Annotated in this window: 11 protein-coding genes; 9 read left to right on the top strand and 2 right to left on the bottom strand. The window is 71.2% G+C overall.

Annotated elements, in window-relative coordinates; all coding sequences use genetic code 11:
- Positions 1–130: 130 nt before the first annotated feature.
- The 7 genes from OG302_RS13510 (at position 131) to OG302_RS13480 (ending at position 10117) form a co-directional block, all read left to right on the top strand.
- The gene (locus OG302_RS13510; protein ID WP_371527016.1) at positions 131–2266 is read left to right on the top strand and encodes a phosphocholine-specific phospholipase C; all 2136 of its coding nucleotides are present in this window, start codon (positions 131–133) and stop codon (positions 2264–2266) included.
- A 213-nt stretch (positions 2267–2479) separates the two neighbouring features.
- Entirely contained in the window at positions 2480–4753 is a 2274-nt protein-coding gene (locus OG302_RS13505) for an MMPL family transporter (RefSeq protein WP_371527015.1), read from the top strand.
- Positions 4722–5324 (top strand): GNAT family N-acetyltransferase, encoded by a 603-nt coding sequence (locus OG302_RS13500; protein WP_371527014.1) that lies wholly within the window; start codon positions 4722–4724, stop codon positions 5322–5324. Before OG302_RS13505 ends, OG302_RS13500 begins: the two co-directional genes overlap by 32 nt.
- Positions 5325–5359: 35 nt before the next feature.
- On the top strand, positions 5360–6016 hold the full coding sequence (locus tag OG302_RS13495) for a hypothetical protein (protein WP_371527013.1): 657 nt from the start codon (positions 5360–5362) through the stop codon (positions 6014–6016).
- Between the two features lie 318 nt (positions 6017–6334).
- Positions 6335–6523: a hypothetical protein gene (locus OG302_RS13490; protein ID WP_371527012.1), complete on the top strand. Its 189-nt coding sequence runs from the start codon at positions 6335–6337 to the stop codon at positions 6521–6523.
- A gap of 77 nt (positions 6524–6600) precedes the next feature.
- Positions 6601–9747: an AAA family ATPase gene (locus tag OG302_RS13485; RefSeq protein ID WP_371527011.1), complete on the top strand. Its 3147-nt coding sequence runs from the start codon at positions 6601–6603 to the stop codon at positions 9745–9747.
- 79 nt (positions 9748–9826) lie between these two features.
- Positions 9827–10117: a DUF6191 domain-containing protein gene (locus OG302_RS13480; RefSeq protein WP_371527010.1), complete on the top strand. Its 291-nt coding sequence runs from the start codon at positions 9827–9829 to the stop codon at positions 10115–10117.
- A gap of 18 nt (positions 10118–10135) precedes the next feature.
- Here the strand turns inward: OG302_RS13480 and OG302_RS13475 are convergent, their stop codons facing one another.
- Complete coding sequence (locus OG302_RS13475; RefSeq protein WP_371527009.1) at positions 10136–11311, bottom strand: sorbosone dehydrogenase family protein; 1176 nt, start codon at positions 11309–11311, stop codon at positions 10136–10138.
- Positions 11312–11401: 90 nt separating this feature from the next.
- Positions 11402–12394, bottom strand: a complete 993-nt coding sequence (locus OG302_RS13470; RefSeq protein ID WP_371527008.1) for an aldo/keto reductase — start codon at positions 12392–12394, stop codon at positions 11402–11404.
- 96 nt (positions 12395–12490) lie between these two features.
- Here OG302_RS13470 and OG302_RS13465 point away from each other — a divergent pair, with 96 nt between their 5' ends.
- Positions 12491–13441 carry a 2-hydroxyacid dehydrogenase gene (locus tag OG302_RS13465; protein WP_371527007.1) on the top strand — a complete coding sequence of 317 codons (951 nt, stop codon included), beginning with the start codon at positions 12491–12493 and terminating at the stop codon, positions 13439–13441.
- Positions 13442–13880: 439 nt separating this feature from the next.
- Positions 13881–16760 carry a putative bifunctional diguanylate cyclase/phosphodiesterase gene (locus OG302_RS13460; protein WP_371750111.1) on the top strand — a complete coding sequence of 960 codons (2880 nt, stop codon included), beginning with the start codon at positions 13881–13883 and terminating at the stop codon, positions 16758–16760.
- The last annotated feature ends 220 nt before the right edge of the window (positions 16761–16980 follow it).

The following is a 16980-nucleotide window of genomic DNA, read 5'->3' as shown; positions in this document are numbered from 1 at the left end:
ACTCGGGCGGCTCCGTTCACGTCGACTTCGTCCCCAAGTCTTCACAGGGAAACCAGACTTCACTACCGTCCCGGCCGAGAAGGTCAATGGATCAGCAGAGAACCATTGGCCGTCGACTGGAGGTCGTGACGTGTCCCCGGAGATTTCCCGCAGGCGACTGATGGCGGTCGGCGGTGGCGCGGTCGGCGCCGCCGCCGTCGGATCCTTCCTGCCGCCGTCGTTGCAACTGGCACTGGCGCAGGACGGGCCGAGACCCGGAGACGGCGGGCTCGACTCGATCGAGCACGTCGTCATCCTGATGCAGGAGAACAGGTCGTTCGACCACTATTTCGGCGCCCTGCGCGGCGTACGCGGCTTCGGCGACCGCAACGCCGTCCAACTCCCGAGCGGCAAGTCCGTGTTCGAGCAGCCGAGCGCCCTGCGTACCGTCCTGCCCTTCCCGGTCCGCGAGGCCGCGGCGGCGCAGAAGAAGGACCTGCAGTACATCGGCGCCCTCGACCACTCCTGGAGCGGCGGCGCCAAGGCCTGGCGCGACGGCTGGTCGGACGGCTGGATCACCGCCAAGACCGCCGCCACGATGGCGTACTACACGCGTGACGACATCCCGCTGCACTACGAACTCGCCGACACCTTCACCGTCTGCGACGCCTACCACTCGTCCATCCACACCTCCACCAGCCCCAACCGCAACCACCTGTGGAGCGGCAGGACGGGCTACGAGGCGAACGGCAAGCGTGCCGTCGGCAACGACGCGTACGACGAGGGCAAGCACCCCGGATACGACTGGGGGACGTACGCCGAGCGGCTCGAGAAGGCGGGCGTGAGCTGGCAGACGTACACGGAGTGGGAGAACTTCACCGACAACCAGATCGAGTTCTTCACCACCTTCAAGGCCATCGCCCGCAAGGTCCTCGCCAAGACCGGCCTCACCTTCATGGAGGCCTTCTACGCCAAGGTGCGCGACGCCAAGGACGAGGCCGAGCGCGCGAAGCTGCTCGCCGCCCTGGAGGAGGGCGTCGCGACCCTCACCAAGGCGGAGAAGTCGCTGTTCGAGCGCGGCCTGCGGCGCGTGCCCACCGGCAAGCTCGCCGAGCGGTTCGCCCAGGACGTCGCGGGCGGCAAGCTCGCCAAGGTCAGCTATCTGGTGCCGTCCGCCCTGGACTCCGAGCACCCCAGCGTCTCCTCGCCGATCCACAGCGCGACCATCGTCTACAAGGTCCTGGACGCCCTCGCCTCGCACCCCGAGGTCTGGCGCCGCACCGCCGTCTTCATCAACTACGACGAGAACGACGGCTTCTTCGACCACGTCCCGCCGCCCGTGCCCGGCACCGCGTCCCCCGAGGACCAGGAGGAGCGCTGGGAGGGGAAGCCGACGGGCCTCGGCGTGCGCGTCCCCATGCTGGTCGTCTCGCCCTGGACCGTCGGCGGCTACGTCACCTCCGAGGTCTTCGACCACACCTCCGTCGTGCGCTTCCTGGAGAAGTGGACCGGTGTGCGGGAGCCCAACATCAGCGCCTGGCGCCGCAAGGTCACCGGCGACCTCACCGGCGCCTTCGACTTCCGGCGCGGCCACCGGCAGCCCGAGGTCGAACAGCCCGGCGCCATCCCGGAGTTCAGCGGCCGCTGGTCCCCGCAGCCGCCCCTGAAGCAGTCCATGCCGGTCCAGGAGCCCGGCACCCGCCGCGCCCGCCCGCTGCCCTACCAGCCCGACGCGTACGTCAAGCCGGGCGCCAAGGGGGAGGGCAGCGCGCTCCAGGTGCGCCTGCGCAACGACGGCCGCTCCAGCGCGCACTTCGCGCTCTACCCGTACGCCGGTGAGTTCGCCGCCCCGCAGCACATCGACGTGCAGCGGGACGGCAGCTGGTCCGTGCCGGTGGCCAAGGACGCGTACGCCTTCACGGTCACCGGGCCGAACGGCTTCCGGCGCGAGTTCGCGGGCGCCGTGGACGGCGCCGCGGGCCTCGACTCCGAGATCGGCCGGTCCGGTCACGGGAAGGGCCGGCGAGAGCTCCACCTGACCCTGACCAACGGGGGCCGCAAGGAGCTCGTCTACACCGTCAAGCCGGTCGGATACGTGGACGAGGACGACGCCCGGAAGCGGACGAGGATCGTCCGCGTCAAGGCGGGAAGCCGTCGCACGGTCGCCTGGCACACGGACGACGAGCACGGCTGGTACGACATCCAGGTGACTGCCGCGGGCGACACGGCCTTTCGGCGGCGTCTGATGGGGCACATAGAGAACGGACGCGCGAGCGTATCGGGCTGAAGCCCCCGTTCTGAGGGTGTGCGAGGTCCCGGTGGGGCCTCGCACACCCTTTGTGCCCTTGTGAGGAAGCCCACGAACCGGACCAACGATCTCCAGCTCCTGTCAAAGTATCTCTGGCGCTTATGTCATCGCTCATGCGTTCTTTGCGGGCTGTTCAGGTCATTCAAGACTGTTCCCGATAAAGATCCACGAACCATCCCAGGGAGCCGGTCAGTGGCAGCACTCGCACGGTGGTGTGTGCGGCACCGCCTTCTCGCAGTACTGCTCTGGCTCATCACTCTCGGCGGCGCCGCGAGCGCCGCGGCGCTCGCCGGATCCGCGTACTCGAACGACTACGAGGTGCCCGGCACCGAGTCGGGCCGGGCGACCCAGCTCCTGAACGAGGGATTCGAGGGCCTCGGCGGCGACAGCAACACCGTCGTCTGGCGGACCGAGGCGGGCACGACGGTGCGCGCGGCCGACGTCGAGCAGACGATGACCGACACCCTGGACAAGATCCAGAACATGCCCGCGGTGGCCTCCGTCGGCAGCCCGTACACGGAGCGCGGCGCCGCACAGATCAGTGCCGACGCACGCATCGCGTACGCGACCGTCACTTTCCACGAGCAGGCCGACGCCATCGACAAGGCGGACGCACAGGCCCTCGTCGACACCGCGAAGACCGCCGATTCGGACAGCCTGCAGGTCGAGCTCGGCGGCAGCGCCGTCGGCCTCACCGAGTCCAAGAGCGCGAAGACGGCCGAGATCGTCGGGGTGGCCGTCGCCGCCGTCGTGCTCTTCCTCGCCTTCGGCTCGCTCGCCGCGTCGCTCCTGCCCATCGCCACCGCACTGGTGTCGGTCGGCACGGCGTACGCGGGCATCGTGCTGCTCGGGCACCTGATGACCGTCGCGGACTTCGCGCCGATGCTGGGCACCCTGATCGGGCTCGGCGTCGGCATCGACTACGCGCTGTTCATCGTGACCCGGCACCGCAAGGGCCTCAAACAGGGCCTCCCGGTCGCCGTCGCCGCCGAACGCGCGGTCGTCACCACCGGGCGCGCGGTCGTCTTCGCGGGCGCCACGGTGTGCATCGCACTGCTCGGCATGCTCATACTGCGGCTCAGCTTCCTCAACGGCGTCGCCATCGCAGGATCGCTGACCGTGCTCCTCACGGTCGCCGCTTCGGTGACCCTGCTGCCCGCCCTCCTGTCCTGGATCGGGCCACGCGCACTCAGCCGCCGCGAGCGTCGCGCCCTCGCCGAGCACGGCCCGGCCCCGGAGCTGCCCACCGGGCTCGCCGCCCGCTGGTCCGCCTTCGTGGAGCGGCACCCGAAGCTGCTCGGCGGCATCGCCGTCGCCGTGATGGCGCTGCTCGCCCTGCCCACGCTCTCCCTCCACCTGGGCACCTCCGACCAGGGCAACAACACGGCGTCGGCCACCACACGGCAGGCCTACGACCTCCTCGCGGACGGCTTCGGCCCCGGTGTGAACGGCCCCCTCACCCTCGTCACGGAGGTCCACGGAGCGGGCGACCGGCTCGCCCTCACCGACCTCGGCCCCACACTCGAATCGACCAAGGGCGTCGCCTCCGTCAGCCCCGTCACGTACGACGCCGACGGCACCGCCGCCCATATCACCGTCGTACCGGACTCGTCCCCCCAGTCCGAGCGGACCAGCGATCTCGTCGACCGGCTGCGCGACGACGTGCTCCCCAAGGCCGAGGCCGACACCTCGCTCGACCTCCAGGTCGGCGGTGTCACGGCGAGCTACGACGACTTCGCGGAGATCATCGTCGGCAAGCTGCCGCTCTTCGTGGGCGTGGTCATCGGTCTCGGCTGCGTCCTGCTGCTGCTCGCCTTCCGGTCCATCGGCATCCCCCTGAAGGCCGCCGCGATGAACGTGGCCGCGGTGGCATCGGCCTTCGGGGTCGTCGTCGCGATCTTCCAGTGGGGCTGGGGGAGCGAGCTGCTCGGCCTCGGGTCGGCGGGACCGATCGAACCCTTCCTGCCCGTGATCATGGTGTCGGTCCTCTTCGGGCTCTCGATGGACTACCAGGTCTTCCTGGTCAGCCGGATGTACGAGGAGTGGCTGGAGACCGGCGACAACCGGCGGGCCGTCCGCGTCGGCCTCGCCGAGACGAGCCGCGTGATCAACTCCGCGGCCGTGATCATGATTTCGGTCTTCCTCGCCTTCGTCCTGAGCGGCGACCGGGTCATCGCGATGTTCGGCATCGGCCTCGCTGCCGCCGTCGCGCTCGACGCGTTCGTCCTGCGTACGTTGCTGGTGCCGGCCCTGATGCACATGCTGGGCGGCGCCAACTGGTGGCTGCCGCGCGGCCTGGACCGCCGGCTGCCGCGCATCAGCATCGAGCCCCCGGAAAGTCGTTCGAGTACGGCCGCCGTGAGTGCGAGGATCCCGGGACGACGGGGCACGCGGGACGACTCGGACGCCGTGCCGGACGGACTGGAGGAGCGGGATGTTCGCGATATCGCTGGGCGAGGGCGCTGAGCTGAGGCCCATCGAGCCGTGGCAGGCACCGGAGTTCCTCACGCACGTCGAGCGCGCGCGGGAGTACGCGGGGCCGTGGGTGCCCCTGACCGTGCTGGCGAAGGACCTCGAATCGGCCCGGAAGCTGCTCCAGACGTACGCCGACAAGCAGGCCGCCGACACGGGCCGCCTCTGGGGCATCTGGCTGGACGGCACGCTCGTCGGCGGAGTGCTCTTCCGGATCTTCGACACGGCCATGGAGAGCTGCGAGGTCGGTGTCTGGCTGGAGCCTTCGGCCGCCGGGCGCGGTCTGATCACCCGGGCGAGCCGGGTCCTCATCGACTGGGCGGTGGACGAGCGAGGCATGCACCGCGTGGAGTGGCTCGCCTCCACGGCGAACGGCCCCAGCATCGCCGTCGCCAAGCGGCTCGGGATGACGAAGGACGGCGTGCTGCGGGAGTGCTTCCCCTGGCAGGGGGTGCGGCACGACATGGAGGTGTGGTCGGTGCTCGCGCCGGAGTGGCGTAAGGCCCGCGAGGCCCGTGAAGTGGCGGGCGCCGGGGGTTCGGCGGACCGGGATCCGGCTCGTTAAGAAAGCTCTCAGACTCCGTCCGTACGGTGCGGGGCATGGGAACTAAGACAGAGGACGAGATCGCGGCCGAGGCGGCCGCGAAGCCCGCAGAGCCGGAGGCCGCGGAGAGCAAGGAGGCCACCAAGGCGGACGCCACCAAGGCGGACACCGTGAAGGTGGACAAGACCGCGGCGGCCGATGACGCCGTCGAGGTCGACGACGCCGATGACACCGACGACGCCGATGACACCGACGACGCCGATGACACCGACGACGCCGATGAGCTCGTCGTGGTCGAGGAGGTCGCTCCGGCCAAGTCCAGTGGCGTGTTCCAGGGCGCGGCGGCCGTCGTCTCCGCCGCTCTCGGTCTGATCGGCCTCTCCGGTGGCTGGCTCGGTACGGTGGCCGCGGCACGCTCGAACATCGTCGGGCAGCTGGAGACCAAGCAGTCGGCGAGCGTGGCCGACCAGATCCAGGCGCTGTACGGCGACTCCTGGCAGATCACGGCGCTGATCGCCGGAGCCTTCGCGCTCGCCGCGCTGGTCGTCGGGTTCGTCGTCCTGGTGAGGCCCGCGTTCGGGTCGCCGGACCAGGTGCAGGCGCCGTGGATCAAGTCGGTGGCCTGGGCGGGTGTCGCCCTGGGCGTCATCGGCCTGCTGCTCGCCATCGCCAAGTACTCGGACCTGATCTTCGGGCTGCCGTCGACCAGTTGATGGCAGGCGGGGCCGGGGTACTCAGAGGTACTCAGAACGCCGGAGGGGCTGCGCGAGCAGCCCCTCCGGCGTTTTCCGTAGGTCCGCGGCGCGTGCCTAAGGACCCCTAAGACGCACCTAAGGCCCCCCACCCCCTCAACATGCGGCACTCTCCCGATGTGCCACCCCTGCCTGGCAGACGAAAGTAGAGGCATCGCAGAACGGGAGCCGCGAAGAGCGGATCACGAACTGCGAAGCCGGAAACCGAAGTCAGAAGCGACAGGCCGCAGGCCTCAAGCCATAAGCCATAGGCCCCAAGCCAGAAGTCAGGGAGTTCTCATGTTCGAGTACGAAATGCACCAGCTCCGCGCCGCCGACCTCACCCGCGAGGCCGACCGCCGCCGCCTCCTGCGCGAGGCCCGTGCCGCCAAGACGGCGGCCCGCGCCGACCGCCGATCGGCCCGCCACGACACCGAGGGGCAGGTGAGCCCGGCCCCGTGGAGGAACCGCTTCACCCGGGCCGCGTGATGGGAGCGGGAGCATCGGCCGGAGCGCCCGTCTCGGCCCTCGGCATATCCGCTGCCACCAGGCCCGCACCCTGTGCGATGCTCACCGCTGTGGAGACCAGGTCCGTAAGCCCCGTGTTCGTCGGTCGCACCGATGAACTGGGCGTTCTGAACAACGCGCTCGCCCGTGCCAAGGGGACGACCCCCGGCACGGGCGAGCCGCAGGCGTTGCTGCTCGGCGGCGAGGCGGGCGTCGGCAAGACCCGCCTCATCGAGGAGTTCGCCGCGGCGGCCTGCGCCGAAGGCGCCGTCGTCGCGCTCGGCGGCTGCGTCGAGATCGGCGCGGAGGGCCTGCCCTTCGCCCCGTTCTCCAGCGCCCTGCGCTCCCTGCGCCGCCAGCTCCCCGACGAGGTGGACGCCGCCGCAGCCGACCAGGAGGGCGAACTCGCCCGGCTCCTGCCCGAGTTGGGCGAGGCCCCGCAGCGACGCCGAGGCACCGACGCGCACCACGACGAAGAGGGCATGGCCCGCCTCTTCGAGCTGACCGTCCGCCTCCTGGAGCGCATCGCCGCCGACCGCCCGGTGGTCATCGCCCTGGAGGACCTGCACTGGGCCGACGCCTCGACCCGCCACCTCCTCGCCTACCTCTTCCGCACGCTGCGCAGCGGCCGCCTCGTCGTCGTCGCGACCTACCGCGCCGACGACATCCACCGCCGCCACCCCCTGCGCCCGCTCCTCGCCGAGCTCGACCGCCTGCGCACGGTGCGGCGCATCGAACTGTCCCGCTTCAGCAAGGGCGAAGTGGGCCGGCAGATGGCAGGGATCCTCAGCGCCGAGCCCGCGCAGTCCCTGGTGGACGACATCTTCGACCGCTCGGACGGCAACGCCTTCTTCGTCGAGGAACTCGCGGTCGCCTCGCACGGCAGCAGCTGCGCGAGCCTCACGGACTCCCTGCGCGATCTCCTCCTCGTACGCGTCGAGGAGCTGCCCGAGAGCAGCCAGCGGGTGGCGAGGATCGTCGCCGAGGGCGGCTCGAACGTCGAGTATCCGCTGCTCGCCGCCGTCGCGGGGCTCGCGGAGGACGACCTGATCGAGGCGCTGCGGGCCGCCGTCGGGGCCAACATCCTGCTGCCGTCGCCCGACGGCGACGGCTACCGCTTCCGGCACTCCCTGGTGCGCGAGGCCGTCGGCGACGACCTGCTGCCCGGTGAGCGCTCACGGATCAGCCGCCGGTTCGCCACGGTCCTGGAGGCCGACCCCTCACTCGTCGCCGACGACCAGCGCGCCGCCCGGCTCGCCAGCTACTGGTACCACGCGCACGACGCGGCGAAGGCGCTCCCCGCCGTCCTGCGTGCCTCCGTCGAGGCCCGCCGCCGCTATGCGTACTCCGAACAACTGCGCCTCCTCGAACGGGCGATGGAGCTGTGGGACGACGCCCCCGAGGACATACGCCTCGAACTGCGCCCCCTCGACTACGCCGAGGTCTACCCTCCCCCACCGCCTGGGGGGACCCCCAGCGGCTGCGACCCCGCCACCACCCCCCTGCGCTATCTCGACCTCATGGCGGAGGCCGCCGTCGCCGGCCGACTCTGCGGGGAGCGGGAACGCGCCCTGAAGATCACCAAGCGTGCGCTGCGGCTCCTGGAGGACGAGTCGGACCCGCTGCGCGCCGCCTGGTTCTGGATCCAGCGCTCCCGGCTCACCCAGACGCTTGGCCGCGGCGACGGCTGGGCGGAGATCGCCACCGCGCAGGAACTGGTCCGCGGCCTTCCGCCGTCCGAGGTGCACGCCGAGGTGCTGACCAACGTCGCCTCCTGGGGCATGCTCCACAACCCCGGTGAACAGACCCTGACGGCGGCCCAACGCGCCGTCGAGTACGCCCGGATGGTCAAGGCCGAGGAGATCGAACTCAACGCCCGGCTGATCCTCGGCGGCCTCCTGGTCGACGCGGGCGACGTCGAGCAGGGGCTCGCGGAGATGTTCGCGGTCAGGGACCGCTGCATGGCACCGCCCGGACTGGTCTCCCGCATCCCGCACATCCACGTCAACCTGCCCTCCGTACTCGAAGGAGCCGGCCGCTCCCTCGAATCCCTGGAGATCGGCGACCAGGGCCTCGCGCTCTGCCGGAAGTACGGACTCACCGACACCGAGAGCTGGGTCCAGGTCAACAAGGCGGAGTCCTTCGTCTCCCTCGGCCGCTGGGACGAGGCGGTCGAAGCCTCGGAGGCGGCCCGCCGCGGCGCGCTCAGCATCAAGCCCCGCGGCGGGGCGGCCCTCCAGCTCGCCTCCGTCGCCGTCGGCCGCGGCGACCTGACCGAAGCCGCCGCCCAACTGGCCAAGGCCCGCGGCCACTACGGCACCCGCGACCTCATGCCGCAGCACACCCAGCCCATGGCCACCGTCGCCCTCGGCATCGCCGCGGGCGACCCCGACCGCGCCGCCGGTGTCGCCGCGGCCCGCGCCGAGCTCGAAGCGGCCCTGGCCGCGGGCTTCCCGCCCGGCACCCAGCGCTACACCTGGCCCCTGCTGCTCGCCGCCGCCACCTCGGAGGCCGATTCGCGCGGCCTGCCCGCCGCCGAGCCGGGCAGGGCCGAAGCCATCGACAGCATCCGACGGGCCGCCAAGAACCTCCCCTCACCCGTACCGGTCTGGGCGGCCCACGAGCAGTGGGTCCGCGCGGAGCTCCTGCGCGCCGAGGACCGTGACACCCCCGACGACTGGTCCGCCACCGTCACCGCGTTCGAACCCCTCGACCGCCCCTACGACCTCGCCCGCACCCGTCTCCGCCTCGCCGAGTCCCTCCTGGCGACCTCCGCGGGTGTCGGCACCGAAGCGGACCGTGAGCGCGCCGCCGAGCTGCTGCGACAGGCCCACGAGGTCGCCGAGCGCCTGGGCGCCCGGCCCCTCGCCGATGCGGTCTCGGGGCTCGCCCAGCGCGCCCGCCTCACCCTGAACCACCATGAGCAGGCCACCCCGAGCGCCCACCTCACCCCCGTCGACCCCGCCGAGGCACTCGGCCTCACCAGCCGGGAGCGGGACGTGCTCCGCCGCGTCGCCGCGGGCCGCAGCAACCGCCAGATCGCCGAGGAGCTCTTCATCTCCCCGAAGACGGCGAGCGTCCACGTCTCCAACATCCTCGCCAAGCTGGGCGTCGCCGGCCGGGGCGAGGCAGCGGCCCTGGCCCACCGCCTGCGCCTGTTCCCCGCGGAACGCGCCCCGTCGAATCACTCCCAGCCCACTGGCTGACCTGCGCTTTCCCGGCCCCGGTGGGTTCCGGAGGCACTCGCTTACGCTGGTAGGAGGAACCCGTCCGCCAGGAGGCGCAGTGTTCAACCCGATGGAGCTTTTCCAGCCCGGCCGCAAACACACGGACGACGAGCAGAAGCGGCTGGAGCTGAGCCGGGTCGACGTGGCCGACGGCGACCCGGGCCGCGGTCCGATAGACCTCACCTCGGGCAAGGTGGTGGTGAGGGTGCCGCAGCAGGCGGAGGCGGAGGCACAGGCAGAGACGGATCCGTCCGCCGCTGACCCGGGTGCCGCCGAAGCCGAAGCCGATACCGATCCGGACGCGGTGCCCGGGCCCGGCCCCGTCCGCCACCCCTCGCCCGGGAAGTAGCCCGCCGGTCCGGCAGCCCTACTTCACCGTCACCTCAAGGATCTTGTCGTCCCCCTTCTCCGGGGTGCCCCGGGAATCCGTCTCGTTCGTCACTAGCCACAGCTTGTCCCCGCCCGCGGCGACGACCGTGCGCAGGCGGCCGTACTCGCCCTTCAGGAAGTCCTGGGGCTTCACCGTGCCGTCCACCCCGCGGACGGGGATGCGCCAGAGGCGCTCGCCGCGCAGGCCCGCCATCCAGACCGAGCCCTCGGCGTAGGCGATGCCGCTGGGGGAGGCCTCCGAGGTCTTCCACTGGGCCACCGGGTCGTGGAAGCCGTCCTCGTCGCCCTTGCCCTCGACCTCCGGCCAGCCGTAGTTGTCGCCGGCCTTGATCTCGTTCAGTTCGTCCCACGTGTCCTGGCCGAACTCCGCCGCCCAGAGCCGCTTCTCCTCGTCCCAGGCCAGGCCCTGCACATTGCGGTGGCCGTACGAATAGACGGGGGAGTCGCCGAAGGGGTTGCCGGGGGCCGGGTCGCCGTCCGGGGTCAGGCGGAGGATCTTGCCGCCCAGCGACTTCTTGTCCTGGGCCAGGCCCGTGTCACCGGTCTCGCCCGTGCCCGCGTACAGCATCTTGTCCGGGCCGAAGGCGATCCGGCCGCCGTTGTGGACCGTGCCCTTGGGGATTCCCTTGAAGACCGTGTCGGGCGCACCCAGCTGCTGGCCGGAGGGCTTCTTCTCGTCGTACAGCATGCGGGCGATGCGGTTGTCCGACTCGGTGGTGAAGTACGCGTAGACCATGTGGTCCGAAGCGTACGAAGGGGAGAGGGCCAGGCCCATCAGGCCGCCCTCTCCGGCGGGGGAGACGCCGGGGACGGAGCCGAGGCCGGTCTTCTTGCCCGTCTTGCCGTCGACGCGGGTGATGGTCCCCTCGTCGCGAGAGGACACCAGCAGGTCCCCGTCGGGGAGGGGTGCGAGGCCCCACGGCGACTTCAGGTCCTCGGTGAGCGTCTTGGAGACCGATGCCGACCCCTTTTCCGGCGGGGCGTCGCCGGCGCGCGGTTTTCCCGTGGACGTCCCGTCCGACGGCGCGGGGCTCGACTCGGCGCTCTTTCCGTTGTCCGGCGCGTCCGAGTCCCCGGACGAGCAACCGGCCGTGAGCACCGTGAGCACCAGGGCGGTGGCGGCCAATGCGGCCGTGACAGCAGGTCGTTGCACGATCAGGTTCCCTTCGACGCAGCGCTTCTACTGTTCATACACCGCTCAGTCCCCTCAGGTTCCCAACCCCGCTTCACCGAACCGCGGACATCATTCCCACGATCCCATCGCCGACGGCAGCGCGGCGATCTCCGCCAGGTCCGCCCCGGTGAGCCGAATCGACGCCGCCCCCGCGTTCTCCACCGCCCAGCGCTCCCGCTTGGCCCCCGGGATCGGCACCACGTCGCGGCCCTGCGCGAGCACCCACGCCAGCGCCACCTGAGCCGGGGTCGCCCCGTGCCGCTCGGCCACCCGGCGCAGGCCCACCACCAGCGGCTGGTTGCCCGCCATCATCTCGGCGGTGAAGCGGGGGTGCCGGGCCCGCACGTCGTCCGGCTCGAAGCCCTGCCCCGGCGTCAGCGTCCCCGTGAGGAAACCGTTCCCCAGCGGCATCGCCGCCAGGAAGCCGATCCCGCGCGTCGCACACCACGGCAGCAGCGTCTCCAGCGCCTCCGGCGACCACACCGACAGCTCGGCCTCCACCGCGCTGACCGGGAAGACCTGCTGGATGCGCGCCAGCTGCCGGATCGTCCCCTCGTGCATTCCTCGGCCCTCGCGCCGCGAGGCACGGGCGCCCACCGCGCACAGCCCGAGCGCCCGCACCTTCCCCGCGGCGACGAGCTCGGCCATCGCGCCCCAGGTCTCCTCGACGGGCACCTCGGGATCGGCGCGGTGCAGCTGGTACAGGTCGATCGTCTCGGTCTGCAGCCGCCGCAGCGACGCGTCGCAGGCCCGCTTCACATAGCCGGGACGGCCGTTGGCGACGATGTGCTGCTCGCCCACCAGGAGCCCGCACTTGGTGGACACGAAGGCCTCGGACCGCCGCTCCTTCAACGCCCGCCCCACCAGCAGCTCGTTGGTGAACGGCCCGTACATGTCCGCCGTGTCCAGCAGGGTCGTGCCCTGGTCGAGCGCGGCGTGCACGGTGCGCAGCGACTCCTCGCCCCGCTGCCGTGAGCCGGTGTACGCCCAGCTCATCGGCATGCAGCCGAGCCCGACCGCACCCACCCCGAGCGCTGCCGCGCCGATCGTTCTGCGGTCCACCTGGCCGTGCCCTCCACCTCATGTCCGAGCGGCCCCCAACGTAACCTCTGCCTCCCCCCAGGCGGCGTGCGGCCTCCGCGCATTAGCCTCCTGACCATGACGACTGATGTATGGCTCCCCTACGCCGCGGACGAGATCGAAGGCCTGCCCCCGGCGGCCGACGCCGGGATCAACTACCGCTTCTGGGACGGCGGCCCGGACTTTCCCGCGGACCCGGCGGACTGCGCCTTCTATGCGGTGCCCTATCTGAAGGGGCCGGAGATCGCCGTACGACCGCTGCCGGAGATGACGTCCGTGCGTGCCGTACAGACACTCTCCGCGGGGGTCGACCAGATGCAGTCCGGGCTCAAGTTCCTCGCACCCGGCGTGCAGTTGTGCAACGCGAAGGGGGTCCACGAGGCCAGCACGGCCGAGCTGACGCTCGCCCTGATCCTCGCGTCCCTGCGCGGCATCCCCCGGTTCGTGGAGGGGCAGCGGCAGGAGGACTGGCGGTCCGGGTTCTACCCGGCGCTGGCCGACAAGTCCGTGCTCATCGTGGGATACGGATCGATCGGTTCCGCCATCGAGGACCGGCTCACCCCCTTCGAGTGCGCGCGGGTGGCGCGCGTCGCGCGCTCTGCCCGTGCCACGGAGCGCGGTCCCGTGCACCCGCTCGCCGAACTGCCCGCACTGCTGCCCGACGCCGACGTGGTCATCCTCTCCACGCCCCTCACCGACACCTCCCGTGGCCTGGTGGGCGCCGACTTCCTGGCCCGCATGAAGGACGGCGCACTGCTCGTGAACGTCGCGCGCGGCCCCGTCGTCGACACCAAGGCGCTCCTGGCCGAGCTGGAGAGCGGCCGGATCACCGCCGCCCTCGATGTCACCGACCCGGAACCGCTGCCCGCGGGTCATCCCCTGTGGCAGGCTCCTGGAGTGCTCGTCAGCCCGCATGTGGGCGGATCGACCTCCGCCTTCCTGCCCCGCGCCAAGCGCCTGCTCGCCGCGCAACTGACCCGATACGCCGCCGGGGAACCCCTCGACAACGTCGTCCTGACGACCGAATAGCACACCAAGCCCCGGTCACCCAGGGATCGTTCGAGCACACTCCGCACCTGTTTGTGTGCGCCCCGTGTTCGCAACCCTTCCGGCCGTTACGGAGCGTAGAGAAGCTATGTCCCTGAGTGACGAGACTGGTGTATCGTCCCGACAGGGGCTGCGCCGTGGACAGTTCGTCGGCGCCGGGGACGAGACATCAGACGCGAGGGGGGCGACGGGCGATGGACGGCCAATGGGCGAACCATCCGACGCGGCGAGGCCGCCGACGACGACTCTCACACGCACCGGCCCACAGCCGGACGCGCACCGATCGCGCGCACGACGTTCCGGAGCCGACGGGTCACGAGAGGCGGACGGACACGGACGCGGCACGGATCAGGGCGGCGCGGTGAGCACCCGCCCGTCACCCGCCACCGCCCTGGAGGGCGGCGGAGGTCTGACGGCGCCGATGCCTCCACGAGCACCCCTGACCCGGCGCCCCGTCTCCGGCGGCGGCGCGGGCATGGTCTCGCAGATCGCGCTCCTCGTGGTCTGCGGCGGATATGCCACCGGGGCCGCGCTCGGCTGGGGATCGTCCCGGGCCGCCCTGATCATGGGCGACTTCGGTCTGAGCATCGCGGCGGCGACCGCCGCGGTCTCCTGTTTCCGCTACTCACGCACCCGTCGCAGCCGCTTTCGACCCGCATGGCTCCTGTTCGCGCTCTCGTCCGCGATGGCGGCCCTGGGCAACGGCGTATGGGGCTGGTACGAGGTCGTGCTCGAGGAGCCGGTGCCCAGCCCGGGCCTCGCGGACCTGTTCTTCCTCTGCTTCGCGCCGCCCGCCATCATCGGCCTGCTCGTGCTCGCCAAGCGCCCGGTGACCAGGGCCGGTTGGGTCTGCCTCTCGCTCGACGCATGGCTCATCGGCGGCTCTCTGCTCACGCTCTCCTGGAGCCTCGCGCTCGCGCACACGGCACAGTTCGAGGGCCAGAGCGTCGCGCACGCCGCGCTCTCGCTCGCCTACCCGCTTCTCGACATCGCGCTGGTCAGCATGGTGCTCGCGCTGCACTTCAGACGGTCATCCGCCAACCGCACGGCGGTGAACACGGCGATCGGCGCCCTCGCGCTGACCGTCATGTGCGACGCGATGTTCACCTCGCCCCTGCTGCACGCCAGTTACCGCTCGGGGCAGATGCTGGACGCGGGCTGGTTCGCCGGCTCACTGCTCCTCGCGTACGCGCCCTGGGCGGCCCCCTGGCACAAGCACGGGGACGAGGCGCAGCCGCACGCGCGCGTGCAGCACGACGCCGCCCCCAGGGACGCGCGGACCGCCGCCACCCGACCGATCGCCGGATCGCTGGCCGCGCTCACGCCGTATCTGGCCGCCGCCGTCTGCACGTTGGGGATTCTCTACAACGTGCTCAGCGGTCGCAGCGTCGACCAAGTCGTGCTCTTCACCGCGGGCACGGTCGTGCTCGCCCTGGTCGTGCGCCAGGGCATCATGCTCCTGGACAACATCACCCTCACCCAGGAACTGGCCCAGAAGGAGAACCACTTCCGCTCCCTGGTCCAGGGTTCGAGCGACGTCATCATGATCGCCGCTCCGAACGGCATACTCCACTACGTCAGCCCGGCCGCCTCCGGGGTCTACGGCCGCGAGGCCGACGACCTCGTCGGCTCCGAACTGGCCTCGCTCATGCACCCCGAGGACCTGGGCCGCGTGGTCCACGAGGTCCGCCGGTTCCTCACCGCGAACCCCGTCGAAGAGCCCACGACCCGCATCGAGTGCCGCTTCAAGTCCGGTGACGGCGACTGGCTGAACGTGGAGTCGACGGTCAACCGCCACCAGGGCGGCCTCATCTTCAACAGCCGCGACGTCACCGAACGGGTCAGACTGCAGGCGCAGTTGCAGCACAACGCCGAGCACGACCCGCTCACCGATCTGCCCAACCGCGCCCTGTTCACCCGCCGGGTGGGGCAGGCGCTCACCGGACGCCGGGTCACCGACCGGGGCACAGCCGTGCTCTTCATCGACCTGGACGGCTTCAAGGCGGTCAACGACACCATCGGCCACCAAGCGGGAGACGAACTCCTGATCCAGGCGGCCCGCCGCCTTCAGGAGGCCGTCAGGTCCGGGGATTGCGCGGCCCGGCTTGGCGGCGACGAATTCGCCGCGCTCATCGTGGGCGACGGCACCCGCGACCAGGCCGCACGCGAACAGCACATCTACGAGCTGGCCGACCGTCTCAGAATCACCCTCTCCCAGCCCTACGCGATCGACGGCAACGACGTGCGCGTGGCGGCGTCCATCGGCGTGGCCTTCGCCGAACCGGGCATCGGAGCGGGCGAGCTGCTGCGCAACGCCGACCTCGCGATGTACCGCGCCAAGGCCGCGGGAAAGGGCCGCGTCGAGCTGTACGCACCCCAGATGCAAGCCGACGTCGTCCGCAAGGCCGAGCTGGCGACACGGCTGCGCACCGCGCTGCACGACGGTGAGTTCGCGCTGCTCCACCAGCCGGTGGTCTCCCTGGACGACGGACGCATCACCTCCGTCGCCGCCCAGGCGCGCTGGCGCTCGGCGCAGGGCATCCTCTTCACGCCCGCCGAGTTCCTTCGCGTGGCCGACACCTCGGACGCCCAGGAGGGCGTCCGCACCGCCGAGCTCGGGCGCTGGATGATCGAGGAGGCCGTCCAGCAGGCCGCCGAGCGCGGCCGTACGGGCCATGCGACGCCCGTCGCCGTCCGCATCAGCGCGCGGCGCCTCCTGGACCGCTCCATGCCGCTGGGCTCCATCGAGGCGCTCCTCACCCGGTACGGCCTGCCCTCGGGGGCGCTCATCATCGAGCTCGCCGACAGCGACCCCCGGGTGTCCCTGGACGACCTGGAGCGCCGGCTGACCTCCCTGCGCAGACTCGGCGTACGCATCGCCCTGGACGGCTTCGGGAGCGGCTATGCCGCCATCACCGCGCTGCGGCGGCTCCCCGTCGACGTACTGAAACTGGACCGAAGTCTCATCGAGGGCGTCGTCGAGTCCGCGCGGCTGCACAAGATCACCTCCGGTCTGCTGCGCATCGCCTCCGATCTGGGGCTGCGTTCGGTGGCCGACGGCGTCGACCTGCCGGAGCAGGTCATCGCCCTGCGCGCGATGGGCTGTACGCACGGGCAGGGCATGGCGTTCTCCGGACCGCTCGACGAGTACCGCCTGCGCCGTGCGCTGTCGCTCGGTCGGTATCCGGTGCCGCACGGGCCCGCGGAGCCCGTCCTGGCGGGCGGCCCTCCGGTGACGTTCGGGGGAGGTGTGCAGTCTTTCGTCCGCTCACATAATGAGACCCCCGTCCCACCTACTTGACAGGCATAGTGCGCCGGGGAGAGGGTCAATGCCATGCGCACCCGAATTCTCGTACTTGGAAAGCGCGTCGGCTGAAGCTGGGACTCACCGGTCCGAACACCGGAATCCCTGCACCCGCTCCGACGCGCTCCCCTCGCTTGCCCCACGGCACGAGGGGTTTTTTGTTGCACCGGCACCTGCCAAACCCCCGCAAACACCCCGCAAAAACCCTCAGCTTCGA

It is taken from the genome of Streptomyces sp. NBC_01283, from assembly GCF_041435335.1.
Classification (GTDB): domain Bacteria; phylum Actinomycetota; class Actinomycetes; order Streptomycetales; family Streptomycetaceae; genus Streptomyces.
The sequence above is the reverse complement of the archived record's forward strand: the minus strand, read 5'-3'. Positions and strand labels throughout refer to the sequence as shown.